Consider the following 23,887-nt stretch of genomic DNA (forward strand, 5'->3'; position numbering starts at 1 on the left):
TTAATTGGTCATCTCTGTTACCGGCTGTACCTGCTGAACCCCAATTCCATAATAAGCAAAGCCTAGCTCTTGCAGTTCCTTGGCCTCATATATGTTTCGACCGTCAAATATTACTTTGTTTTTGATTAAACGTGAAATCACCTCAAAGTTTGGAGCTCTAAATTCAGGCCATTCTGTAATGACAAGTAAAGCATCTACGTCAATAACAGCCTCATACGCATCTTTAGCATACTTAATCTTGTCACCAATCAAATGATGAGCCTCTTTAATAGCAACAGGATCGTAGGCCTTTACCTTACAACCTGCTTCCAATAATTTATTTATAATCACCAAGGAAGGCGCCTCTCTCATGTCATCGGTTTTAGGCTTAAAAGAAAGCCCCCACAAAGCAAAGGTTTTACCAGCTAAATCACCTTTGAAATGGTTCTTAACTTTATTAAAAAGAACTTCTTTCTGGTTCTCATTCACAGACTCTACTGACTTCAGAATTTGCATCTCATATCCATGATCTACAGCGGTTTTAATCAATGCTTTCACATCTTTAGGAAAGCAGGATCCACCATAACCAATGCCTGGGTAGATAAACTTATTACCAATGCGACTGTCACTACCTATACCCCGACGTACCATGTTCACATCAGCACCCATGATTTCACAAAGATTTGCTATATCATTCATGAAGCTAATTTTGGTGGCTAACATAGAGTTCGCAGCATATTTGGTCATCTCTGCACTAGGCACATCCATAAAAATGATGGGGTGCCCATTTAAAAGGAATGGCTTATATAATTTGCGCATTAACTCTTCAGCCTTCTCAGATTCAATCCCAACTACGATTCTATCGGGTTTTAAAAAATCATCTATGGCTGCTCCCTCTTTCAAAAACTCTGGATTAGAGGCTACATCAAATAGTAAGTCAGATCCACGAGTATCTAATTCTTCTTGAACAGCCTGCTTCACTTTCTTGGCTGTCCCTACAGGAACTGTACTTTTGGTTACTACCACTAGATAGTCATTCATGCTACGACCAATCTCGCGGGCTACCCCAATCACATACTTCAAATCAGCACTTCCGTCCTCGCCAGGAGGCGTACCTACTGCTATAAAAGCAGCATTGCACTCTTGAATAGCTGAAGCTAAATCTGTTGAGAAATGAAGTCTATCTTTTTCTACATTCCGAAGCACCATTTTCTCCAATCCTGGTTCATAAATAGGAAGAATTCCTTGCTTCAAGTTCTCTATCTTCTTTTTATCTATATCAATACAAGTTACTTCAATACCTACCTCTGCGAAGCAAGTTCCTGTTACAAGGCCTACATAGCCCGTGCCTACTACAGCTATTTTCATTTGTACAAATTTTTATATCTGAATGTGAATAGTTACTTCAATAACTTTGAAACAGTTAAGACATCCACTTCTTCCACCAATACTGGAAGACCACCAATGCCCAGATGCGAGCATGGATATCGCCAGGGTTGCTAGAGAATAGTTGCGCCTTTAATCTTTGAATCTCTTTCAAGTTGAAGATGCTCTGGCTCTCAATAAATGCATCTGAGAGCAGGTCATCTACAATCATAGGCCTAAGCTCGTTTTGGAACCACTTCAAAAGCGGCACTTCAAAACCGTGCTTAGGCCTTTTATACAGTTCTGGTGGCAACATACCTCTGAAGGCGTCCTGCACAATCTTCTTCTTCATGCCCCCATCTATCTTAGAGGACTGTGGAATGGAGAAGGCAAAGTTAACGACCTTGTAATCCAAAAACGGAGTGCGCACCTCTAAGCTATTGGCCATGGACATAAGATCCACCTTGGTCAACATGTCATTGGGCAGTACCAGGTTCATGTCTGTCAACAGCACCTCATTGATATCCCCTTTCTGTGAAAGGTGGCTCAAGATCTTTTGGCGGCGCTTCTTGTATACATCCTTAGACAGTGTACGTTTAACTTTACCGCTTAATAAGGACTTTGCATCATCTTCGGTGGCAAAGGAAGCCCACCGCCAGTATCGGTCTTTGGCAGACAAATTCATCCCTTCACCGAAGCGCTGGAACTGGCGCACTTTATTACCTAATGCAGAACTGCGTGATTTTGGCATCATCTCCCACAACGGCAACAATGCTGCTACTGTCTCCGCTACAAAACCACCCTGGCGCACCTTATATTCGGCCATGTGTTTGTTGTAGCCAGCAAAAAGCTCATCTGCGCCATCGCCAGACAAAGCCACCGTCACATTCTGACGCGTATGATGACTTAATATATTAACTGCCAGGGCAGAAGAATCAGCGAAAGGTTCATCTATATAATCAAGCGCCCTAAAAAGGTGCTCATACAAATCATTGTTGGTAAGGGAAAAGACGGTGTGGTTGGTCTTGTATTTGTCCGCCACCAACTTTGCATACTTAGTTTCGTCAAAGAAGGGTTCATCTTTGTACCCAATTGAGAAAGTATTTAAATGTTGGGTGTGCCGTGAGGCCAAGGCCACTATCACCGAAGAGTCAATACCACCGCTCAAAAACGCTCCTAGGGGCACATCAGAGATCATACGGCGTTGCACGGCGCCATCCATAAGGTCTACCAGCTTTTTCTGCTGCGCCTCATAAGAAAGCGGATTGTTGTTGGCCTTCTCCTCGTCGTATGGTATTTTATACCAGCGCTTTATCTCAGTCTTGCCTTTTCTGCCAACGCGCATATAATGGCCGGGCATTAGTTTCTTGACGCCTTTGAAAATGGAGGCCGGTGCCGGAATATAGTTCAGCTGCAAGTATTCATACAAAGACACGTAATCCAGCTTGCGCGGAATACCAAACTCCAGAATAGACTTCATTTCTGAGGCAAACACCAACTTATCCTCATCTTGGAACATAAGCAATGGCTTTACGCCCATGCGGTCACGGGCTACAAACAGAGTCTCTTCTTCTTTGTCATAAATGGCAAAAGCAAAAAAGCCGTTCAGTTTCTTCAAAAACTCTGGCCCTTGCTGGATGTACAGCTTAAGAAGAACCTCAGTGTCAGACTGCGAGAAGAAAGAATACCCCTGAGCGATTAACTGTTGACGCAGCTCTTGGAAGTTGAAGATCTCTCCGTTAAAGACAATAGTATAGCGTTCCGCCTCGTCTACCATAGGCTGACAGGCTACATCGCTTACGTCAATGATTGAGAGTCTCCGGTGCCCTAAACCTACATTCTCATGGATAAAATGACCTTGAGAATCTGGTCCGCGCTGTTGAAGGGCATCTGTTGTATGGGGTAAACGTCCGATGGCTTTGCGGCCCTCTTCGGTAAAAGCATAGATTCCTGATATTCCGCACATATTGCCGCAAAGTTACGATTAATAACTGAAATGGTTTTGGCCAGCGGTTTTATCACCATTCTAGGTCAGAAGCCATTCCGTTTGGCGACTTGGTTAACACCAACTAAACATACTTTAATTCAATCTATTACAATTATACCACGTCTAATGAAGAAGGGAAGTGACAGATGCTGATTGATTAGATTTTTACTATATCTCTGCAAACGCTCACCAGAACTCTAGGAAATTCCAAAGGACTTGCCTAGTAGGTTTAAATAACTTTGCGTCCACTCGATTCACCTTCTTTTGGAGGGAAGCTTAAATTTGCCTTGTGAATGGAAGCTGGAAAACCAAAAGTTATAACTCTTGTCCTGCTTTGCACCCAATTGAGTAAAATAGACTACCCAGACCTTTTTTGGCTCATTTTACAGAAACGAGGCCAAAAACGTCCTGCCTTACCATTTTTTATTTACCTCAAACTTGTACTGCTTTTTTGGAAGGGAAAGAATACACCAGAAAGTTTCCCAACGCATGGATTGGCTGGTAGTCCTTAAATTCACTTAAGTACTTAGAGTCCTTGCTTATCCAGACCACAGAGATGGAATGTTGTCGGATATTTTCCATAATTCCCTTCTCTAGCGGGAATATGGGCTGAATCACTCTGGAAACAATCTTCTGTGGCCCAGGGTCTATTATAGCCAGAGAATTTCTTAACCCAGACACATCATACACATACAAGTACGTCCTATAATCATTAGCTCGGGCATACTCTGTGACATGCGTTGGATAGAAGAACAAGAAGAATTGATCTTTTAATGGTGTGTTCTCATCCACAAAGATCCCTCTCACTGCCCTTCCCTCTCCCAACTTGCTTAACTTTTCTTCAAGGCTTGTGTCATAAGATCTATCTGATGCAATAGCCGCAAAGGGATACCTAAAATCTGTAACCAACAGCATAATTACCAAACAAATCATGTAGTTACCCTTATCTATGAAGCGGGATAACAGGAAAAAGAAGGCTACACCCGCCAGATTCAAGCCAACACTCATGAATTGGTAAGCGTCAACTGAGAGGTTTTGAAACACTCCAAAAAGCACGTGGTACACTAAAAAACAAAGAAGCAGCCAGTATCCCAAGTCTCGGGCCCATACTCTTTTAAGGAGAGCAGAGTAATTATTGACCAGAAGAAAGGAGAGTAATACCTTAAACGGATAAGACAAAAAGGCCAATAAGAGTATTCTATACAGCCTTCTAGCGGGAGCATCACCCATAAGGGTTTGGAACGTCTCCTGCAGGCTCAAGGTCATGTACTTGTCTGTCACTTTTTCTTTAAAGAGAAAGAAAAATAGCGGATAGGCCACTAGATAAACTACAAACAAATAGAGTGTTCGTTTTTCTATTTTGTCAAAGAAAAGAACCAAAAATAAGCCCAAGGCAGGCAGAAACAGAACATTTTCAATTCCGGCTATAAACAAGAACGCACAAGCCGCATCGTATTTTTTATTATACAGGAGCTTGGCAATCAGGATAAGAAAAGGCAATAAGACAATACCCCGCAGATCTGCGACAGCAAGTGGCGGGAAAATCCATTTTAACCCCAGCACCAAAAAACCAAAGACAATGAAAACGCCAAGCAACTTCCTCTTGTATGTATCCAGATGGTCAGCGTAAAGGGAATAGACGGTTAACACGCACAGTGTTTTTAGCAGAGGAAACACAAAATAGAAAAGCACCAAATCACTGTTGGCATTATATACCGTCTTAAAGAGGCTGGCCAACCAGAACTCTGGGAAATGATAAAGCGACACCCCTGTAAATCCCTTCAGGAGCGCTTCCAGGCTAACACTCTCCACTCCCTCATAATACAATAAGCTTACTATATGGCTGTAGATGTACCGCTCTCCGTCATCTGCGTGAATATGTTTGAGATATTCCAGCGGATGTTGAAATACATCCAGCTGAAAGTTGACTTGAACAAAGAAGACTAAGACATAGGTGCCCACCAGCACCACCATGAAGCGTATTCTACTAATCTGCTGTCGAGCGTTTTCAAAGGTGAATTTCTTCCTGAAAAATACAAGAACCAGCAATAGTAAGACCATAATGGTCACTAAGGAGGTTTTTACAATTGCGTGAAGGGAGACGGCTAAAAGAATGCCAAGCCAGAGGTTGATAACATTTTGCAAAAAACCAGCGTGCCTTGTAAGCCGAGGGTCTATGAACAAAGACCCTATCAAAAAAAAAGCTAAGGCCAGAATTACTCCTATCAGAAGAATAGAATACATCATACAGTCGCTAGGACAACATCAGATTAAAACAAAAGACAAGCAAGATGTTAGTGTACGCTATCTACAATGTACAAAGGCCTGTTTCTAGAAGCGTCCAAGGCCCGCCACACGTACTCCCCAATCACGCCTAAGGCAATCATCTGAAAGGAAGAGACAAACAGCAAAACTACCATCAAAGCCGTCCAACCTTCAACGTCTACCCGACCCGTAGCTTTGGCAAACAAGACAAAAAGGCCATATAGAAATGCAATGATACCTAGTACCAGACCTGTCACCGAGATGGCCCTGATGGGATAAAACGAAAATGCCAGCACTGAGTCCAGAAACAGCTTTATCTTTTTACTTAAGGTCCATTTGGACGTCCCAATTTCGCGCTTCTCTCTTTTGTAGGGAATGGTGACATAATCAAAGCCCAGCCACGCCATCAAATACAGGACATTGCTGTTAGGGTCTTTAATTTTGAGAACTTCTTCCCGGATGCGGCGGTCAAAAAGAACATAGTCAAAGCCCCCGTCAGGCAGGGTTTTGAAGGCTATTTTTTGCATAATCTTATGAAACATCCTAGAAAAGACGCGTTCCAACGCTGGATCTTCCCTGCCCTCTCTATGTCCAATGATCAGCTTGACCCCGTTTTTCCAATAGTCATACATCCTTACCATCAGCTCAGGTGGGTCCTGTAAGTCAGCTGAGATAATGACGTAACAGTCCCCTGCGGCATACTCCATTCCGGCTATGATGGCGTTGTAAGAGCCCACGTTGGAAGCCAGTTTGACTACCTTTACTTTCTGCGGGTGTTGCTGCTTCAACTGTAGCAAAGTCTGCAAGGTGTTATCCTTAGAGCCATCGTCCACAAAAACGTACTCTATTGTTACCTCTTCCGGAAAAAGGGATTCATTCTGCAAAAGGCGCAGAAACGTGCCAGGAATATTTTCCTCATTAAAGTAACAGGGAACAATAACGGATAGTAATGGCATTGAAAAAGATTATAGCATCCTAAAGATACATAGTAAAACCGTTAAGTACTGAAAGAGAGAATGTGGGTGGCTCTCGCAAACCCGAACCCTAATTTTTCACAGGTCTTAATGGCGGCCCTATTAGTGGATTGAGTGGTATAGGTCACCACGGCAGATGGGTCTGCTTTCGCTATATGCACCAGCTCACTTACTAATTTAAACAATCCTCCTTTGTATCCAAGCCCCACCGCGGCCAAGGCCACATGATACCGGTTCAAAGGCTTTGTGGGTAACGCTTCCTGATATGTAGAGTAGGCTAAAAAAGCATTTGGCACGGGCTCCTCTCTAGGCACCAGCACACCTGCACAAAACCCATTTAAAGCTTCCTGAGCATATCTGGCCAAATAGGCATCTGCCTCTTGGGTAGTAAAAGCAGTATCTGCGTGCGTTCTATCAAACGGGTTTCTTTGCTGGGCAGCCAGTTGGGCTAAAGCTTCCTTATCCAAGATGGTAGCTTGCCTCACTGGATAACGCTCTCCAGTAAAATTCTTCAAGTCTTGGCTGTAGTAATGAAGGCGAGTTTCAATCAACCTAAGACCGGCGGCCGTCAAGCACTGCATCAGAAAAACATCCTCAGAGGGTAGTTCAACAAAGCAATACACCTTTTCCCGCTGCCACAAGAAGACCTTGAATTGGTGAACAGCCTGTATGAGCACGGAGGATGAGCAAGGGTGATAAAGTACTGTAAATAGCTTAAAACAGTCCCTATTGAAAAAGGCGCTATCCCAAGCAAGGTACTCATACAGGAATATGAACTCAGTTCCTTCAAGGGTAAAGGCAAGGGTCTGGTGATCACCAGACCCTGTGATGAAAGTTTCCATCTTTGGCCTTACAAAGAACTGGTACTGCTCTGCCAGACTCAATTCCCGCAAAAAGCTATAAGGGCTGTAAAAGCCAAGTTGCTCTATTCTGGCCTGCGCCAGTGCTTCTATCCCCATACTTGCTTGAACGTTGCGTAGTCCCTTATATAGTCTGCTTCCTCAAACGGGGTGGAAGCCAACACCAATTGAACGGCCTGAGATGAGTATTGCATGGTATGCCACACATTGGGTGGCACGTATAGCCCTTGACAGGGAGTCTCCAGCACAAATACTTGCACTTCGCTGCTAGATAACTCAGTGGTCACCAAAATTCGGCCGGATACGGCAATTATGACCTGCTCTGTGGCATAATGAGCGTGCCTGCCGCGCAATATGCTCTCTGGGGTGTTATAGGTCCAGAATACTCGTTTGCAATCAAAAGGAAGAACGCCAGCTGTCTCGGCAATAGAGATAAAACCAACACTTGGCTCACCTATCACCGGGAATTCAATAAGGTATGGCTTCCTTTCTCTGTCTTCCATTTTTTTATATGCTTCGCACCACAACCAGCTAGAATTTTTCCTGACAACCATCAATGAGCAAGGTACAAAATCATGTTCATTGCATACTAATAAGGCTATACTCCATTTTTGGTCTGTTTTACCGGAAACAAGCCAAAAACGAAGGTTCTCTTTCCAGTGAAGAAACCTAAAAGCACTATAGGTTTGGGAGGCAGCTTCGCTAAAAAGGAAAGAGGCCCCTTTCTGACAGAACATGGTGCTGGCTCTTTGCCTACCTAGGCAGTGTTTACAAAGCTCGGTCCCCCAAAAACTAGAGGTTACGCCCAAACTGATTATCTTTGAGTTGACTTCTCTTTAATTTATGTCCTTACAACCCACAGCCTTGATCATAGGGGCTGGCCCTGCCGGGCTTACGGCTGCGTTTGAATTCCTTCAGCATACGTCGGTGCATCCAGTGGTGGTAGAAGCAACGGAGCGGGTGGGCGGCATCTCTGCCACCATTGAGTACAAAGGCAACCGCATGGACATTGGCGGGCATAGGTTTTTCTCAAAATCTGACCGGGTCATGGATTGGTGGCTTTCTATTCTGCCCTTGTACCTAGAACCCGGACAAACCGTTGGCGAGCTTTCTTACCAGGGAAAGTCCAGAGAAATACCAATAGTAAAATCTACGTCCGGCGAAGCCCCGCAGGATGTGATGCTGTTACGGCAACGTAAATCGCGTATCTTCTTCAGAAGGCAATTCTTCAACTATCCCCTCTCCTTTTCGCTCTCCACCTTGTCTCACTTAGGCTGGGTGTGGTCTGCCAAAGCAGGGTTCAGTTACTTTAAACAGGTGGTGCTTCCCTTGAAGAAAGAGCGCAACCTGGAGGACTTTTTCATCAATCGGTTTGGCAAGCACCTGTACAAGACCTTTTTCAAGTCCTATACAGAGAAAGTCTGGGGCGTGCCTTGCCAACAGATAAGCGCCGAATGGGGTGCCCAGCGCATCAAAGCTCTGTCCATCACAGAGGCCGTCAAACACTTTCTGCGTCAGCAATTCTTCACGCCCAAAGGAGACTTCACTCAGAAGAAAACCCAAACATCCCTCATTGAACAGTTCCTGTACCCAAAGCTGGGTCCCGGGCATTTATGGGAAGTGGTAACAAGAAAGGTGAAAGAACAAGGCGGCGAAGTTCACTTACACCAAAAGGTGGTGGGTATGGAATTGGTGGGCAACAGAATCACCTCCGTCACCATTCACAACTCTGAGACAAAGCAGGATTACACTACCTCGCCGGAATATGTCATCTCTACCATGCCCATCCGGGATTTGGTAATGGCCCTGGGCGAGGCCGCTCCGCAAGAAGTACGCGACATAAGCGAACACCTTCCCTATAGAAATTTTTTGACCGTAGGCATTCTATTGCACAAACTGGCCATCCAGGAAGGGGAAGATCCGCTTATCCATGACAACTGGATTTACATACAAGAGCCAGACGTACTGGCCGGACGTTTACAAATCTTCAACAACTGGAGCCCGTTCCTGGTACAAAATCCAGACACCGTCTGGTTGGGCGTAGAATATTTCTGCCAGGGAGAGGACGCCCTCTGGCACATGACCGAGCCAGAATTAAAGCAACTAGCCATTGCTGAACTGGACAAACTAGGCATCATCTCTGCGGATCAGGTCCTAGATAGCACCGTCTTTAAAATGCCCAAGGCATACCCTGCTTATTTTGGGTCCTATAGCCAGTTCCCGAAAGTACAGGCCTTTTTGGACGGCATTGAGAACTTGTTTCTAGTGGGCAGAAACGGTATGCACAAATACAACAACCAAGACCATTCTATGCTTACTGCCATGCTTGCCGTTGAGAACATTGCCAGCGGCCGCACAGACAAGTCTAACCTTTGGGAAGTGAACACGGAACAGGAGTACCATGAAGGCTCCTCAGAAAAATAATCGCATGCCCAGCCAGAAAACCAAGTTTGCCTTGGCCTTTACCCTTCTGTATGCCTGCCTGCTAGCCTTCTTCATGCCTTATCATGAGCTCTGGTTTGATGAGACAGAACCTTGGTTACTGGCCCTCTACAGCTACTCTTTCACAGATTTGGTCAGTAACAAAAGGTTTGAAGGTCACCCAGATCTTTGGTACAGCCTCTTGTTTGTGGTCACTAGGTTCACAGACAACTTAAATGCCTTAAAGGTAACACAGTGGATAACCGCCGTTGGGTTTGTCTTTGTATTCTTGAGAAACGCTCCCTTCTCCTGGGCCTTTAAACTACTCTTTTGTTTTGGCTACTATGGGCTGTTTGAATATGGCATTATCAGTAGACTCTATGCCATAGAGCTACTCACTTTATTCTTGGTTTGCACCTATTACCCCAAGCGGTTCACCCACTGGTATGGGTATATATTCCTTTTGATACTAAACGCCCAGACCAACCTCTTCGGGTTTCTGCTGTCTGGCGTGTTAGGCTTGTTGCTGTTTTCAGAGGCCTTTAAGGTTTGGAAAGAGTCGCCGCAGTGGGCACCGCTGTCCATGGCTCACAGAATAATCGGGGTAGGTCTTTGGGGGCTTGGCTGCCTCTATTCTTTCTGGAGCATGTTGCGCCCCGTAGAGCCGCACAGAGAGTTTTTCCCTTTTCAGGAAGCCTATTATGTCTTTCAGTCTGCCACCAGGGTTTGGCAGTCATTTTTTACGGTGCCGCAATCGCATATCACCTTCTGGAACTCCTCCATTCTTAAAACCTCTGTTGAGATTCCTTTATCCATTATACTAGTCCTTTTGATTGCGGCGGCGTTCTACCAGACCAAGCGGTTGTTCTTCCCGCTTATGCTTCTGTTCGCTTTTTTAATGCTCTTCTTCTCCTTCAAGTTTGAAGGCGCCATCAGGCACCACGCTCATTACTTCTTTTACACCCTAGCCTTCTTCTGGATTAGAACCTTCTATCCGCAGGGGTCTGCCAATGGGTTAGGGTACTGGCAAAGAATATCTCAAAAAGCTTCTACCTGGATGCCCAACGTATTGCTGATTTTTGCCTTTGCCCAATTCGTAGCAGGTATTAAAGCGCTCCAAGTGGACTGGAAATACCCTTTCTACCCAGGAAAAGATGCGGCCGAATTTGTAAAGACTTTGCCTGCGTCCTATATGATTACCATTGAAGATGATGTAACGGCTTCTACCATCTCTGCTTACTTAGGCAGGCCGCTTTTCCACCTACCCAATGGGAATTACACCAGCTTTTTCAGACTTAACCTTTTAGAGGGTCACGCTCCCCGCAAATTTGTTTTGCTTGATTGGGCAGGTGTTCTGGCGCAACAACAGAAGGCACCCGTCATCTTTATATCAAGGTTTGAAATCCCTATTCAGTGGTATGCAACGCCGGTAAAGCTGTTGAGAGCCTTTAAAGGCGATTATATGAATCCGTACTCATACTATGTTTATGAGATTCCGCCGATGGCTCTGCCCAAGAAGCAGATAACTGCCGAGCCGCCTGTAGGAGAAGTAGAAAAATAGCGACCCTCGTTTTTGGCCTCTTTCTACCAAAACAAGCTAAAAACGATAACGCACCTGCACCCGCACGTCTGTCTTTTTGGGGCCTTGAATCTCTTCCAAACCTGAGCTCACCGTGTCCTGGTTTCTGAAATGGGTATGGCTGAGTTTTAGCCAAAAGTCTAGGTGCCGGTTGAATTGGTGCTGGGCCAACAGGTAGACATGCGTGCCGGTGCCCGTGAAGACGGGAATAGAAAAGGCATACAGCACATCCTGCTCAGGGGCGTATTGCCTGGCATCATATCCATCAGTATCAAAGAGGGAGTAGCGGGCACTCAGGCGGCTCTTGTTGCGCTCCCAGGTAATGTCCTGCGCCATGAGGTAGCCCTTTTGTGTCATACTGGATTGCTGAAATTGGCTCATCTGCACCCGGGATCGTAATCTGAGCGAGGGCAAGGGGCTTAAATCCAGCAAAAGCAACAGCCGCTGGGAACGGGTTTCAGTCACGCTAGCCAAAGCATCTCCTTCTAGGGTTTCGTTTCTGGCTTTGCGTTCCTCCTGAAACTGGGCGTAGAGCAGAGTCGATTTGGAGGGCACAAACTGCAGACGCAACAAATACTCGTCTCCTTCTGAGGGAGCATCTACCCTGTAGCGTAGCCAAGGAAACGTGAACCGATCATAGAAGGCGGTGAGTTGCCAGCGGTTAGAGAGCTTCACCTTTAAGCCCGTGTAAAAGCCGCTTTCGTTTTGGTTGCGGGTACTTTCCCCGAAGGCGTTGCCATATAGGCTCTGAAAGTCCTTGGCGTAGTAACGGTAGACAAACGCCATCTCCACGCGCTCAGACAAGCTGGCCAGCACGCCGTTCACCGTGCCCCAACCACCGTTGCTGGACCGCGCCGTCTCCCCAAAAACATTGAAGTTCTGCCAAAGGTAGCTGTAGTGAAGGCCCACCCCGCTGTTCTGCCTTCCGCTAAATGAATACAGGTTATAGGGCTCCGGCCTCTTCTGCAAGGACAGGTTGTAGCGGGTAGTCAGGGTGGTCAAACCAATGCTTAAGGTTTGCGTGAGATTTCTATAGGTGACATCGCCGCCCAGCACCTGCTCCCTGGCTCTGTTGCGGTTGGTAAATTCAGTAGGCGTGCGGTGCAGGCCCGAGGTCTGGATACTGCCCAGTCTGCCAATTTCTTCGGCTAACTCTTCTTCGTTCTGCGCTGATTCAGACACTGAGGCGTCCACTTTTCTATTAGAGTAAAAGACGGTGCTTTCCAGTCTTCGCCAACGATGCGTGGCGGCCAGTCCTCTGAAGAAGTTGGTTTCCATGGCAGACGTGTGCGGCCTTATCCCTAACTGACTGCGCCGGACGGTGGTGATGGTCTCTGAGCCCTTGCCTACGCCCAATCCGCTACTCAGTAGCAAACCTTGCCCAAACTGCAATTGGTAGTCGCCCACCGCTATGGTTTTAAAGGCTCCCCGGTTATATACCTGCGCATGGAAAGAGTAAAAATCAAAGCCGTACAAGCGCCGGCTGGGACTCCAGGAGAATTTCTCGCCGGCATCTTTCTCAGCGGTGATGCCAAAGCTGAAATCCTTGGGCTGGCTTAAACGGTACCGCAGAAGGTGTTTGTCTGGAGAGCCCAAGTAACGGGTAAGGGAACGGCCTTCTGGCGCCGTATAGCCTTTTCGTTCCTGCACGGTACGGTCGTAGCGCAAAAGCAGGGAATGATTCTCAGCCTGCTTTATTCTTTCCCGCCAGGTTCTCTGCCCTATCTGACCCAGGCTCTGCACCGTCACAAAGGGCAACAATCTTCTGATGGTGAGCACGTCAAATCCTGGAACAGCCTGCAACTCATACAAAGTCAAAAGTCGCCCGTTTTCTGAAATATGCTGTAATAAGGCCGATATCTGACTTTCGGACAACAGCCACAGGCCGCGTAATTCTTCCCTGCTAGCGCGATTGAGGTCTAAGGGCTGACGGTAGTACTGGAGCAAGGTCTCATAGAGGTCTTCATAGGCTACTAGGTTCTCATCTGTCTGTTGCGCGAAGAGCTCTTGCACCAACAACTCCACGTCCATTGCCGGACGGGGAATTTCCTGCGCCCAGAGCGGTGGTCGTTTTAGGGCTAAAATCAGGAAAACAAGCCAAAAACGCTTCATGGCCGCTTCTCCCATTGATAGACCAATGACAAGGCATTGCTCAGGCCCAGCCTACTTTGCGCTCCCAAGGCATACGCCACTTGAAACTGCCCAAACTTCACCTCCACACCGCCTGTACCGGAGCGCGTGCCCGAATTGAAACCGGTCCGAAGGGTCATAGCTGGAATAACCTGATACTCCACGCCTGCTTTCACAGCGGCATCAGCCTCCAGCTCTTTTTCAATTTCAGCGAGTAGCAGGACTTTAGAAACCGCTTGATAACCCAAACCCACTTTCATGACCGTGGGCACGCGCTCATCCTCAAACTCTGCTAGTTTGGCTTGGTTGAGATTATAGATATGGGCGCCAAACGTGAGGCCGGGAATGACCTCTGACTGTCCGCCCAGGCTCAACGCCACGGCCTTTCTGCTTCCCCACTCCTGCACGCGCACCTGCAACACATCTACTTTCACCCCAAGCCTTACCTGCCCCAACTGATGGGCTACGCCAATGCCCAGCCGTTGCTCATTGTACAACTCACCACCGTAGCGCTGTACATCCAACCCTATCACCCCCATCCTAGCCCAAGGGTACACAGCCAGCAAACCCACCGTGGTCAGTTCTTGGATAGAGAATCTGTTATGCGCGAAGGCTCCCAGAGAAGGTTGTTCCACGGCGGCCATGCCCGCTGGGTTGTTAGAGAGCGCCCAACCATCTGACAGCGTCACAGACGAGCCACCCAAGGCCATGCTCCGGGCGCCGGCGGGAGAATTGTATAGTTGACCGTGAGCGCCTAAGGCACCCAGAAGAAAGCAGCAAAATAGAACAAGGCGTAGTGGATGCGGCATAGGCACAGGGGGTTAGCCAGTTTTCCTCCTACGTGCTTTGCTAAAAAATTGGTACTATGAGCTATATATAGTTTTACTATATTTATAGGAATCCTATCCAATAACACATCTATCATGAAAAGACTTTTCACCTCATTATCATTGACGGCCAGCGTTGGCTTCATGCTTTCCTTTGCTTCGCCCAGCACCGCGCCTACGGCAGTTTCTTCTTACAACCCACAGTGCACCGCCACGGCCAAATCTACCGGCAAGCAGTGCAAAAACAAGCAGTGGGGCAAATGCGAACAGGTCTTGTGTTACGTGCACTGCAAATAAGCTTAATCTTAGTATCCTTTCCCTCATAAAAACAAAAACGCCCGGCACATGTGCACCGGGCGTTTTTAGGGTATTTTCTGGAAACTAAGCCAAAAACGATTAGTTCTTCTGCTTCTTCGTTTCGCGTTTGATTTTGGTCTCGTTGCCTTTCTTCTTGATTTTTATCTCTTCGGTTGGCGTTTCAATCTCCATCTTGCCGTTCATCTTCATGTCATTCAAAGACGGGTTGAACTGGGTGTTGGGATTTCCGTTGTTCACCAAAGTCATCTCATTGATCAAATGACCAGCGTTGCCCAGTTTGTCCATCACGAAGAGCACATACTTGATGTCTACGTTGATGCAACGCTTGTACTCAGGGTCAAACACCAGGTCACCCGTCATGGCTTCCCAGTTACCGTCAAAGGCCAAACCAATTAACTCACCACGGCCGTTAATCACCGGAGAACCTGAGTTACCACCCGTAATGTCATTGTTAGTAATGAAGGCTACGCGCATTTCGCCGTTGTCAGCGTACTTGCCATAGTCTTTCTTGGCGGCCAGTTCCATCAACTTGGCAGGCACGATGAACTCCTCATTGGTGGGGTCTTCTTTGGCCGCTAAACCGTCTAGCGTGGTGTAATACTTGTACTCCACACCATCACGAGGCTCATAGCCTTTCACGGTTCCGTAGCTTAGACGAAGCGTCGAATTAGCATCTGGGTAGTACACTTTGTTAGGGTTCATCTCGCGCAGGCCAGCTACGTACAGACGGTTGGCTTTGGCCAGCGACGCGTTGTACTCGTTTAGCTTAGGCAGGATGTTGGTAGTGTAGTTCTGCTGAACGGCCCGCACTACTTTAAACGCTGGATCATTCTCCAAGGCTTTCAAAGTTGGGTTGGCCAGGAACGCGTTTGCTTTGGCCTCAGTGCCTAAGATAGACTTACTGTAGATGTCAGCGGCCCATTTCTTGAAGTCACCTTTGTAAGTAGACGTCAGGTCTTTGAAAATGTCACCGTGCTGTGCTTTGGGTACGTCATTGTAGTACATCTGCATCAGCTCCGCAAACATTTTTTGGTCGGTAGAAGCCAGGTAGCTCTTGTAGAACTCTTCGTTCATCTCCTTCACACCAGCCATCAATTGGTCACGCTGAGCTTTGTCGGCTTTGCCTTCTTTCAGCATATTGTAAACTGGCGTGTACTGGTAGGCGTGCATCATCAACTGAGGCGCCAAAGCGGCCTCAGAGCGGTAGATAGCTGACAAGTTGTACTCGCGCTGACCAGCGTAAGAAGCGTTGATGTCAGACAAGGCGCTTCCGTAAAGGCCTTTGCGGGTGGCATCAGCATCGGCCCAGGTTTGGAAGGCTTTCTCTTCATTGGCTTTCTTGTTAAGCGTTTTCATGCGCTTAATGCCCTCGTTCTGCCCGATGTAGTATTTGTAGTAGTTACTAATGCTGGCGTAGTTAGAAGCCAGTTTCAGACGGTTGGCCTGCGAGGCATCCATGGCTTCTTTCATGATGGCCAAACGACGCTCGCGCAATTTGATACGCGCTGGGTTAGACTGATCTACCGCCATGCTCAAGCCAGAACCGGCCATGAAACGCGTGGTACGGCCCGGGAACCCGAACACCATAGAGAAGTCGCCTTCTTTCACGCCGCTCATAGAGATAGGCAGGTGGTGCTTAGGCTTGTAAGGTACGTTCTTGTCTGAGTACGTAGCCGGCTTCCCGTCTGGGCTCATGTACACTCTAAACATAGAGAAGTCGCCGGTATGACGTGGCCACATCCAGTTGTCTGTGTCACCGCCAAATTTACCAATGCTTTCTGGCGGCGTACCCACCAGACGCACGTCTGAGAAACGCTCATAGACAAACATATAGAACTCGTTGCCATTGTAGAAGTCGCGCACGTAGGCCACATACTGGCCGTTGTTCTTGGCGGCATCTGCCAGAGACTTGGTGCGCTCAGCCACTAATTTGGCACGCTCCTGCTCAGAGGTCTGGGCGTTGATGCCCTGCAACACCTGGCTAGACACGTCTTCCATGCGCACCAGAATGTCTACAAACAGACCTTCGTTCTTTCTCTCTTCCTGGCGGGTCTTGGCCCAGAAGCCATCACGCAGCAAGTTGTTCTCTGGGGTTGAATTTGTGGCAATAGCGTCATACCCACAGTGGTGGTTAGTCAACAGCAAGCCTTCCTTAGAGATGAACTCACCCGTACAGAAGCCCCCGAACTGCACAATGGCGTCCTTCAAGCTGGCATTGTTGACGTTGTAGATTTCCTCGGCGGTGAGTTGCAGGCCTTGTTTCTGCATGTCCACCATGTTCAGGCGTTTTACCAAAAGCGGGAGCCACATCCCTTCATCTGCCTTGGCAGAGAAAGAAGCACCCAAACTGATGGCTAACGCTACGGCATATATCTTTTTCAGCATAACGTGTGTTAGTTAGTAATGCGTCAAAGATACACAATTGTGCATTTTTTTGCCGATACTAGCAGAAGAAGTAGAAATGAGGTTTACCTGGTGACGGGAAAGGCCGTTCAAGAATGAAAAGGAGAACGCGTATGCAGTGGCTGAATTGGGTGTTTAAGCAGTTGTTTCTAGGGTTGGTGTGGGTGTACCGCTACACCATTTCGCCGCTCACGCCAGGCAGTTGCCGCTTCACGCCCACTTGTTCTGCCTATGCCCACCAGTCCATTGTTAAGTACGGTCCATTTAAAGGCGGTTGGATGGCGCTTAAACGCATTGGCCGGTGTCATCCCTGGGGCGGCCATGGCTATGACCCGGTGCCGTAGAGGACCTCACCCCCGGCCCCTCTCCCGTGGAGAGGGGAGTAATATATCTCGTTTTTGAGCTGTTTTGGAGAAAAGAGGCTAAAAACGATCTTATAGGATTTATGGCTTAGCAGCTTTTAAAAAAGAAATAAGTTCTGACTTTATAGACTTATGAATAGACTCATTATTTACTTTTCATTAGCACTTATTGTAAGCAGTTGTACCAGTGTAAAACCAGTATTGCAACCCACCTACAATAAAGGAGGCTATACATTCCAGAAGTATCATAGTAAAAGCCTGGCAACAGAAGAAAGCGTGGTGATAGTTGGAAGTATAACCGACCTTGTCAAAAACAATAATCTGGGTAGTTCAAGTATAAAATATGAATGTACAACCCAGCAATCTAGTTCGGGAGAATTCAGCTTGAAAGGCAAAGCCAGTGCCATAAAGTTTCAATTAATAGCCAACTCTGTTGGCTATCTGAAGGTAGAGACGGAGCCTTTTCATACTCAGCCCGGAGATTCTATTGTTGTAAATTTCCGTTTGGCCCAAGATGAAAAACCTATTCTCTACTGCGAAGCCAATCCTACTGGAAAGTAGCTAGCTAAGTAGGCTGGAAGTCGAATGCTGTTTTTGCTCTGGAAAGGGCTCATAGAGAATATACAGAAAGACGTCCATCATCCTTTATTCAAACCATGAGAAAACAAATTTTAAGTTTGGCATACCTGCTTGTGCTTCTAATTACAGCCGCTTGCTCACGCAATGTGCACTTTGACCGTGCAACTGCCTCAGATAAATATGGCAGAGCAGTAATGACAAAGGAACGCAAGAGCACTCATCCAGATAGTGTTTCATTCATAGGAAGATTTATAGACATAGAAACGGGCAAGATTCCCGAGGCATCTGCTGTTATCATCGTAGAGGCTACAGGTTATAATTTAAATAAGGACGGAACGTATGCTCTTACGTTAAAGCATAAAGATTTCTTCACGCTTACATCTGTTACATTTCCGTATTACGCTATTAAGACAGATGCTATTAAAGTCAAGAAGGGTCAAGCCTATAGAGTTGATTTCTTCTTAAGAAAAGACACTAATCCAATAGTTGATTAACATGAACTTTCATCTAGAGAAACTGCTCCTCATTCTGGCATTTATTTTTAGCACCACCATGCTTGTTACTGCACAAGCACAAATTCCTATTAACAATTTAAAAGAACTTTCCCAGGCAGTTTCCACAAACCTGGCAAAACCTGATTGGGAGGAATTAGACAAACTGTGCATTCAGTCAGTAGTGTTTATGAAGTTTGATATCAGTGAAAGTGGAAAGACACAGAACATCACTTTCTCTAAAACTGCACCGCCTGCTGTGAAGGATATGCTCAAGGCCGCTGTAAATACCATTATAGTTAATGGTCATGCAAAGGAAATACGAGGAAAGACTTTTCTTCAACCGTTCATTTTCATGTATGAGGTAGGTTGCCAGAATACTTTGGAGGACAGACTGAACAAAGACCAATTCCACCAGAATTTGCTGACTATGCTGTCCTTTGAGGAACCACTCACCACTCCTTTATCATGCACCGTGTTACCTCCATTGATGCAAAGTAGCAAGTGGTAAATAGTAGATTTAAGACTTGCATAGTTTTAGACAGAGCATTCTTATACAATAATTTTAAAGACATACCATGGACCAATTTTTACAGGCGGCTTTTGAAGAAGCGCAGAAAGGCTATGATGAAGGCGGCATTCCCATCGGGTCTGTCTTAGTGCACAAGGGCAAGATCATTGGCCGGGGGCATAACAAGCGGGTACAGAACGGAAGCCCTATTTTGCACGGAGAAATGGATGCGCTGGAGAATGCAGGAAGACAGCCGGCGTCTGTGTACAAGGAATGCACTATGTATACTACGCTTTCGCCGTGTCCTATGTGCTCTGGTACCATTTTGCTGTATGGCATCCCAAGAGTAGTGGTTGGCGAAAATAAGACGTTCATGGGCGAAGAAGAATTGCTCAAAAGCCGGGGCGTGGACGTGACGGTGGTGGACAGCCAGGAATGTTACAACCTCATGCAACGGTTCATCCAGGAAAAACCCACGCTCTGGAACGAGGACATTGGCGTGTAAGTAAGTATTAAACGTTTTCGGCTTGTTTTCCAGTAATAGGCCGAAAACGAAACTTTATACTCATTCTAAATGGCGCAAGCGTCCGCTTGTGTCCGCAGGCATGCCAGATCATAAATGCGTGCGGACACAAGCGGACGCTTGCGCCATAGATCCCGCCTTTTTACTGGGCGAGGCAGGCAAACCCAATTTATACACCATAGAAGTTAGAGGTAGTCTATTTCTTCTATTAAATAAAGAAGTGTAGCTTCAGGCTTCATTTTAACGCTCTTTCCATGGCATCTGCGTTTGCACATGCGTTGTTGGCGGTGGCCATCAGCAAGACTTCATCTAGCAAAAATCAGCTTCTCAAATTTAGTTTACTGGCCATGTTCTGCGCGGTGATTCCAGACGCAGACGTGGTCATGTTTAAATTTGGAGTGCCATATGAGCATTTTCTGGGGCACAGGGGCTTTTCACACTCTCTTGTCTTTGCTTTGTTGCTGGGCATTCTGGTAACCAAGGTCTTTTACAGAGACATTCCCCTCCAAAGCAGGCAGGGACTGTTCCTGGTTCTGATTTTCTTTCTTTGCACGGCTTCGCATTCTTTACTGGACGCTATGACCACCGGCGGGCGGGGCGTGGCGGTCTTCTCCCCTTTTGACAATACCCGCTACTTCCTGCCATGGCGGCCTATCAAAGTGTCACCCATTGGCATCAAGCAGTTCTTCGGGCCGAAGGGTTTGGCCGTCATCAAAAGCGAACTGGTCTGGGTGGGCATTCCAAGTGTAGCGTATGTAGCCTTTATTTGGTTGGTCAAAAAGCTAACCAATCGGTAATCCACTCCTCTCTATATCATCCTCTAACAACAAGCTAAAATTCTGCCTCTGCAGGAAAGTAATTCTTATTTTCAGTCTGTTTACCAGAAAATAAGCTAAAAATAACCAATGCCTCTTCTGGTTAAGAAAACTAATGTGGCCCTGCATTTCGTTAGTATAGAAGGCAGGTTTCTGCCGCTTTAACATGCATCCATGAAACGCTTCCTTTTTATCTACCTGCTCACGCTTTTGCCTTTGTTCAGTTGCCAAAGCGCCGCCGACCAGGGCACTAAGCCCGCCAAGGCTACTACTGCCGTCAGCACGCAACCTATTACGTCTGAGCAAACCAAGAACCCCTATTACTCGCGCACAGACACCACCAAGCTCAACCTCTCAGATGCCGAATGGAAGAAAGTCCTAGCGCCTGACGTGTATGCCATTGCCCGCCAGAAAGGCACCGAGCGCGCGTTTACCGGCAAGCTTTGGGACTTCACAGGCAAAGGCACCTATTACTGCGCTGCCTGCGGAAACAAGCTCTTCGCCTCTGACGCCAAGTTTGCCACAGACTGCGGCTGGCCTAGCTTCTTTGAGACCTTTAGGAAGAACGCAGTGGTGTACAAAGAAGACAAATCCTATGGCATGGACCGCATTGAGGTGTTGTGCGGCCGCTGTGACGGTCACTTAGGGCATTTGTTTGACGATGGCCCACCCCCAACCTACAAGCGCTACTGCATGAATTCCATCTCCCTGGACTTTGTGCCCAACAACGGCTTGCAAGTGAGTAATTAAAAAAAAATAGCAATTATCTGTTTGAAACCGCCTCCTGTCCACCCCCGGCAGGAGGCGGTTCTGTTTTCATCAGGTAGCAAAGGCGGTATGCATTACTAAAATTCATTGTTTCCTTTCTACCTTGTCACCGTATTTCCTTGAAACTGAAAGGCACATTGAATGGCATTAGAAAAACGGGACTTTGATGCGGTAGTGGTAGGCTCCGGGCCGAACGGCTTGGCCGCGGCCATTGCACTGCAGGAGCAGGGGCTGTCGGTGCTGCTCTTGGAGTCTAAGGACACCATTGGCGGTGGACTGCGCACCAAGGAACTGACGCTTCCGGGGTTTCAGCATGATGTCTGCTCGGCTATTCATCCCCTGGCCGCCGAATCTCCTTATTTCAAGACCTTGCCGCTGGCCCAGCATGGGCTGGAGTACATTTACCCGCCGGTAGCGGCTGCGCACCCGTTTGACGGTGGTACGGCGGCGGCGCTACTGCATTCCTTACCTGAAACCGCGCTGCACCTGGGTAAAGACAGAAAAGCCTATGAGCAACTCTTGACCGCTCTGGTAAAGGACTGGCCCAGTCTGGCGCCCACGGTCTTAGGCCCGCTGCAATTCCCGAAGGATCCACTGGCCATGGCGAAATTTGGAATAAAAGCCATGGCGCCGGCCACTACCCTAGCCGATTTGGTCTTTACTACTAAGAAAGCGAGAGGGCTGTGGGCGGGCATGGCGGCTCATTCCATTCAACCTTTGTCTAACATGGCCACCTCGGCTATTGGCTTAGTCTTGCTGGCGCAGGCGCATTTGCACGGTTGGCCTTTGCCTAAAGGCGGTTCGCAGAGCTTCGCCAATGCCTTGGCATCTTATTTCACCTCCCTAGGCGGAAAAATTGAGACGAACGTGCATGTCAGGTCGTTGCAACAACTGCCTTCGTCGCATGCGGTCTTGCTGGATGTCACACCCAAACAATTACTGGAGATAGCTGGGCATTCCTTCTCCTCTGTCTACCAATGGCAGTTGAAGCGGTACCGCTACGGCATGGGCGTGTTCAAGATTGACTGGGCCTTAGACGGTCCGGTGCCGTTCTCCGCCCCAGAATGTAGACAGGCCGGCACCGTGCATCTGGGCAATACCTTAGAGGAAATCGCGCAAGCAGAGAAACTCACGGCCCAAGGTCAGCACCCCGAGAAACCGTTTGTCTTAATGGCGCAACAGAGCCTTTTTGACGCTACCCGCGCACCCGAAGGCAAGCACACTGCCTGGGCCTACTGCCACGTGCCCAACGGTTCTACCCAAGACATGACCCAGGCCATAGAGAACCAGATGGAGCGGTTCGCGCCGGGTTTCAAGGACTTGGTTCTGGCTCGTCACACTATGAATACCCACCAGATGGAGGCCTACAACCCCAACTACATTGGCGGCGACATCAACGGGGGGATCATTGATTTAGGACAGCTGTTCACGCGTCCGGCGTTAAGGTCCTCGCCCTACAGGACCTCGGCGAAAGGTATTTACCTCTGCTCTTCTTCCACGCCTCCGGGTGGCGGTGTACACGGCATGTGTGGTTACCACGCGGCAGACCGCGCCCTCAGAGACATCTTTAAGCTCAAGGCTAAACCGTTAAGCTGATTGCCAGCCTGTCTACCTCGTTTTTGGCCTAGTTTCTGGAAAACAGGCCAAAAATGAAGGTATATCTCTAATCAACCTAGCTAACTGGCTTCTGTTCAGAACCTCTCCTGTACGCCGCGCCCGCCATGGAATGTTAAGTTTTTGCTAACTTCTAGGGATGGGCTTCGTTTACAGAAATCCCTGCATTCAGGATTTTATACCAGATTTACAACCAACCTTTACCCAATGAAACGATTCCCTCAGTTGCTTTTATTGGCCTGCGTCGCCTTGCCTCTCACCGCCGCGCTAAGCAGCTACACTACGTTTACAACCGCTTTAGGCAGTCTTGAGTTGTTGGCCAAACTCCCCGATGTCATTGTAGAAAGCTCTGGATTAGAGGCAGCTGGCACACCGGGACAGTACTGGACGCACAATGACGCCGGCAACCTGCCCATCCTCTACAAAATAAACGAACAAGGGAAACTACTCAGCCAGACCCAGATCCAGGGCACCATCAACAATGACTGGGAAGACCTAGCACAGGACAACAAAGGCTACCTGTACATTGGTGACGTGGGCAACAACAAAAACGACCGCCAGGACCTGAGAATCTACAAAGTCTCTCCCAAACAGGGCTTCAAGACGCAGGTCATCAAGTTTAGGTACCAAGACCAGCCTACCGGCAAAGTAGAGAAAGAACTGCGCAACTTTGACTGCGAAGGCTTCTTCTGGCACAACAACAAACTCTACCTGCTCTCCAAAGACCGGGGCCAGAAACGCACCGCCAAACTGTATGAACTCTCTGACCAGGCCGGCACACACATGGCCAAACTGGTGAGCCAGGCCCAGATTCCCGGCGAAGTTACCTCAGCAGATATAAGCCCAGACGGCACCAAGATGGCGGTTCTGACCTACGGGAAACTGTACGTTTACCCACTCAAGAAAGGCTCTAACCAGTTCTTCAGCCAGAAGGCGCAAGTGATGATGCTCCCTAAATCCGGCAAGTCTGAGGCCATCTTATTCAAAGACAACAAGACACTGGTCATGAGCAACGAGGAAGGCGACCTTTTCCAATACGCGCTTTAAAAGACCATCTATATAAAAACAGTTCGGCCTCCGGAAAGACTACTTCCGGAGGCCGAACTGTTTTTAGGC

General features: G+C 47.6%; 21 protein-coding genes. 12 read left to right on the forward strand and 9 right to left on the reverse strand.

Going from position 1 to position 23,887, the window contains the following annotated elements; translation table 11 throughout:
- The 6 genes from ABD880_RS08305 to ABD880_RS08330 form a co-directional block, all read right to left on the reverse strand.
- Complete coding sequence (locus ABD880_RS08305) at positions 1 to 1,347, reverse strand: UDP-glucose dehydrogenase family protein (RefSeq protein WP_345164549.1); 1,347 nt, start codon at positions 1,345 to 1,347, stop codon at positions 1 to 3.
- Between the two features lie 55 nt (positions 1,348 to 1,402).
- Positions 1,403 to 3,310, reverse strand: coding sequence for an asparagine synthase (glutamine-hydrolyzing) (gene asnB, locus ABD880_RS08310; protein ID WP_345164551.1), 1,908 nt, complete (start codon positions 3,308 to 3,310; stop codon positions 1,403 to 1,405).
- A 453-nt stretch (positions 3,311 to 3,763) separates the two neighbouring features.
- Positions 3,764 to 5,578: a hypothetical protein gene (locus ABD880_RS08315; RefSeq protein WP_345164553.1), complete on the reverse strand. Its 1,815-nt coding sequence runs from the start codon at positions 5,576 to 5,578 to the stop codon at positions 3,764 to 3,766.
- 47 nt (positions 5,579 to 5,625) lie between these two features.
- Positions 5,626 to 6,552, reverse strand: a complete 927-nt coding sequence (locus ABD880_RS08320) for a glycosyltransferase family 2 protein (RefSeq protein ID WP_345164555.1) — start codon at positions 6,550 to 6,552, stop codon at positions 5,626 to 5,628.
- 41 nt (positions 6,553 to 6,593) lie between these two features.
- Positions 6,594 to 7,529, reverse strand: coding sequence for a GNAT family N-acetyltransferase (locus tag ABD880_RS08325; protein ID WP_345164557.1), 936 nt, complete (start codon positions 7,527 to 7,529; stop codon positions 6,594 to 6,596).
- On the reverse strand, positions 7,520 to 7,933 hold the full coding sequence (locus ABD880_RS08330; protein ID WP_345164558.1) for a sugar 3,4-ketoisomerase: 414 nt from the start codon (positions 7,931 to 7,933) through the stop codon (positions 7,520 to 7,522). Before ABD880_RS08330 ends, ABD880_RS08325 begins: the two co-directional genes overlap by 10 nt.
- Positions 7,934 to 8,273: 340 nt before the next feature.
- On the opposite strand from ABD880_RS08330, the gene ABD880_RS08335 reads away from it, so the two are divergent.
- Both ABD880_RS08335 and ABD880_RS08340 read left to right on the forward strand, forming a co-directional pair.
- Positions 8,274 to 9,854, forward strand: a complete 1,581-nt coding sequence (locus ABD880_RS08335) for an NAD(P)/FAD-dependent oxidoreductase (RefSeq protein ID WP_345164561.1) — start codon at positions 8,274 to 8,276, stop codon at positions 9,852 to 9,854.
- 4 nt (positions 9,855 to 9,858) lie between these two features.
- Positions 9,859 to 11,412, forward strand: a complete 1,554-nt coding sequence (locus ABD880_RS08340) for a hypothetical protein (RefSeq protein WP_345164563.1) — start codon at positions 9,859 to 9,861, stop codon at positions 11,410 to 11,412.
- A gap of 36 nt (positions 11,413 to 11,448) precedes the next feature.
- Here ABD880_RS08340 and ABD880_RS08345 read toward each other — a convergent pair whose 3' ends face one another.
- Both ABD880_RS08345 and ABD880_RS08350 read right to left on the reverse strand, forming a co-directional pair.
- Positions 11,449 to 13,542: a ComEA family DNA-binding protein gene (locus tag ABD880_RS08345; protein ID WP_345164565.1), complete on the reverse strand. Its 2,094-nt coding sequence runs from the start codon at positions 13,540 to 13,542 to the stop codon at positions 11,449 to 11,451.
- Positions 13,539 to 14,369, reverse strand: coding sequence for a hypothetical protein (locus tag ABD880_RS08350; protein ID WP_345164567.1), 831 nt, complete (start codon positions 14,367 to 14,369; stop codon positions 13,539 to 13,541). The genes ABD880_RS08345 and ABD880_RS08350 overlap by 4 nt, the downstream gene beginning before the upstream one ends.
- Positions 14,370 to 14,483: 114 nt before the next feature.
- On the opposite strand from ABD880_RS08350, the gene ABD880_RS08355 reads away from it, so the two are divergent.
- A complete protein-coding gene (locus ABD880_RS08355) occupies positions 14,484 to 14,684 on the forward strand; it encodes a hypothetical protein (protein WP_345164568.1) in 201 nt (66 codons plus the stop codon).
- Positions 14,685 to 14,783: 99 nt separating this feature from the next.
- Here ABD880_RS08355 and ABD880_RS08360 read toward each other — a convergent pair whose 3' ends face one another.
- A complete protein-coding gene (locus tag ABD880_RS08360; protein WP_345164570.1) occupies positions 14,784 to 17,090 on the reverse strand; it encodes a S46 family peptidase in 2,307 nt (768 codons plus the stop codon).
- A 131-nt stretch (positions 17,091 to 17,221) separates the two neighbouring features.
- Here ABD880_RS08360 and yidD point away from each other — a divergent pair, with 131 nt between their 5' ends.
- The 9 genes from yidD to ABD880_RS08405 all read left to right on the forward strand — a co-directional run bounded on the left by yidD (position 17,222) and on the right by ABD880_RS08405 (position 23,818).
- Positions 17,222 to 17,452: a membrane protein insertion efficiency factor YidD gene (gene yidD / locus ABD880_RS08365; protein ID WP_345164572.1), complete on the forward strand. Its 231-nt coding sequence runs from the start codon at positions 17,222 to 17,224 to the stop codon at positions 17,450 to 17,452.
- A gap of 150 nt (positions 17,453 to 17,602) precedes the next feature.
- A complete protein-coding gene (locus ABD880_RS08370; protein WP_345164574.1) occupies positions 17,603 to 18,031 on the forward strand; it encodes a hypothetical protein in 429 nt (142 codons plus the stop codon).
- 95 nt (positions 18,032 to 18,126) lie between these two features.
- Positions 18,127 to 18,543 (forward strand): hypothetical protein, encoded by a 417-nt coding sequence (locus tag ABD880_RS08375; protein WP_345164576.1) that lies wholly within the window; start codon positions 18,127 to 18,129, stop codon positions 18,541 to 18,543.
- A 1-nt stretch (position 18,544) separates the two neighbouring features.
- Positions 18,545 to 19,051: a hypothetical protein gene (locus tag ABD880_RS08380; RefSeq protein WP_345164578.1), complete on the forward strand. Its 507-nt coding sequence runs from the start codon at positions 18,545 to 18,547 to the stop codon at positions 19,049 to 19,051.
- A gap of 67 nt (positions 19,052 to 19,118) precedes the next feature.
- Positions 19,119 to 19,556, forward strand: a complete 438-nt coding sequence (locus tag ABD880_RS08385; RefSeq protein WP_345164580.1) for a nucleoside deaminase — start codon at positions 19,119 to 19,121, stop codon at positions 19,554 to 19,556.
- A gap of 272 nt (positions 19,557 to 19,828) precedes the next feature.
- Positions 19,829 to 20,371: a metal-dependent hydrolase gene (locus ABD880_RS08390; RefSeq protein WP_345164582.1), complete on the forward strand. Its 543-nt coding sequence runs from the start codon at positions 19,829 to 19,831 to the stop codon at positions 20,369 to 20,371.
- A gap of 192 nt (positions 20,372 to 20,563) precedes the next feature.
- The gene (msrB, locus tag ABD880_RS08395) at positions 20,564 to 21,139 is read left to right on the forward strand and encodes a peptide-methionine (R)-S-oxide reductase MsrB (RefSeq protein WP_345164584.1); all 576 of its coding nucleotides are present in this window, start codon (positions 20,564 to 20,566) and stop codon (positions 21,137 to 21,139) included.
- Between the two features lie 159 nt (positions 21,140 to 21,298).
- Positions 21,299 to 22,753, forward strand: a complete 1,455-nt coding sequence (locus tag ABD880_RS08400) for a phytoene desaturase family protein (protein WP_345164586.1) — start codon at positions 21,299 to 21,301, stop codon at positions 22,751 to 22,753.
- A 225-nt stretch (positions 22,754 to 22,978) separates the two neighbouring features.
- Positions 22,979 to 23,818, forward strand: coding sequence for a hypothetical protein (locus tag ABD880_RS08405; protein ID WP_345164588.1), 840 nt, complete (start codon positions 22,979 to 22,981; stop codon positions 23,816 to 23,818).
- Positions 23,819 to 23,887: the final 69 nt, after the last annotated feature.

This window comes from Nibribacter koreensis (assembly GCF_039541795.1).
Classification (GTDB): Bacteria; Bacteroidota; Bacteroidia; order Cytophagales; family Hymenobacteraceae; genus Nibribacter; species Nibribacter koreensis.

Bases quoted from the DNA above. Each gene is read 5' to 3' on its own strand.
- ABD880_RS08305 (WP_345164549.1), bottom strand. From the start codon at position 1,347: ATGAAAATAGCTGTAGTAGGCACGGGCTATGTAGGCCTTGTAACAGGA.
- asnB (WP_345164551.1), bottom strand. From the start codon at position 3,310: ATGTGCGGAATATCAGGAATCTATGCTTTTACCGAAGAGGGCCGCAAA.
- ABD880_RS08315 (WP_345164553.1), bottom strand. From the start codon at position 5,578: ATGATGTATTCTATTCTTCTGATAGGAGTAATTCTGGCCTTAGCTTTT.
- ABD880_RS08320 (WP_345164555.1), bottom strand. From the start codon at position 6,552: ATGCCATTACTATCCGTTATTGTTCCCTGTTACTTTAATGAGGAAAAT.
- ABD880_RS08325 (WP_345164557.1), bottom strand. From the start codon at position 7,529: ATGGGGATAGAAGCACTGGCGCAGGCCAGAATAGAGCAACTTGGCTTT.
- ABD880_RS08330 (WP_345164558.1), bottom strand. From the start codon at position 7,933: ATGGAAGACAGAGAAAGGAAGCCATACCTTATTGAATTCCCGGTGATA.
- ABD880_RS08335 (WP_345164561.1), top strand. From the start codon at position 8,274: ATGTCCTTACAACCCACAGCCTTGATCATAGGGGCTGGCCCTGCCGGG.
- ABD880_RS08340 (WP_345164563.1), top strand. From the start codon at position 9,859: ATGCCCAGCCAGAAAACCAAGTTTGCCTTGGCCTTTACCCTTCTGTAT.
- ABD880_RS08345 (WP_345164565.1), bottom strand. From the start codon at position 13,542: ATGAAGCGTTTTTGGCTTGTTTTCCTGATTTTAGCCCTAAAACGACCA.
- ABD880_RS08350 (WP_345164567.1), bottom strand. From the start codon at position 14,369: ATGCCGCATCCACTACGCCTTGTTCTATTTTGCTGCTTTCTTCTGGGT.
- ABD880_RS08355 (WP_345164568.1), top strand. From the start codon at position 14,484: ATGAAAAGACTTTTCACCTCATTATCATTGACGGCCAGCGTTGGCTTC.
- ABD880_RS08360 (WP_345164570.1), bottom strand. From the start codon at position 17,090: ATGCTGAAAAAGATATATGCCGTAGCGTTAGCCATCAGTTTGGGTGCT.
- yidD (WP_345164572.1), top strand. From the start codon at position 17,222: ATGCAGTGGCTGAATTGGGTGTTTAAGCAGTTGTTTCTAGGGTTGGTG.
- ABD880_RS08370 (WP_345164574.1), top strand. From the start codon at position 17,603: ATGAATAGACTCATTATTTACTTTTCATTAGCACTTATTGTAAGCAGT.
- ABD880_RS08375 (WP_345164576.1), top strand. From the start codon at position 18,127: ATGAGAAAACAAATTTTAAGTTTGGCATACCTGCTTGTGCTTCTAATT.
- ABD880_RS08380 (WP_345164578.1), top strand. From the start codon at position 18,545: ATGAACTTTCATCTAGAGAAACTGCTCCTCATTCTGGCATTTATTTTT.
- ABD880_RS08385 (WP_345164580.1), top strand. From the start codon at position 19,119: ATGGACCAATTTTTACAGGCGGCTTTTGAAGAAGCGCAGAAAGGCTAT.
- ABD880_RS08390 (WP_345164582.1), top strand. From the start codon at position 19,829: ATGGCATCTGCGTTTGCACATGCGTTGTTGGCGGTGGCCATCAGCAAG.
- msrB (WP_345164584.1), top strand. From the start codon at position 20,564: ATGAAACGCTTCCTTTTTATCTACCTGCTCACGCTTTTGCCTTTGTTC.
- ABD880_RS08400 (WP_345164586.1), top strand. From the start codon at position 21,299: ATGGCATTAGAAAAACGGGACTTTGATGCGGTAGTGGTAGGCTCCGGG.
- ABD880_RS08405 (WP_345164588.1), top strand. From the start codon at position 22,979: ATGAAACGATTCCCTCAGTTGCTTTTATTGGCCTGCGTCGCCTTGCCT.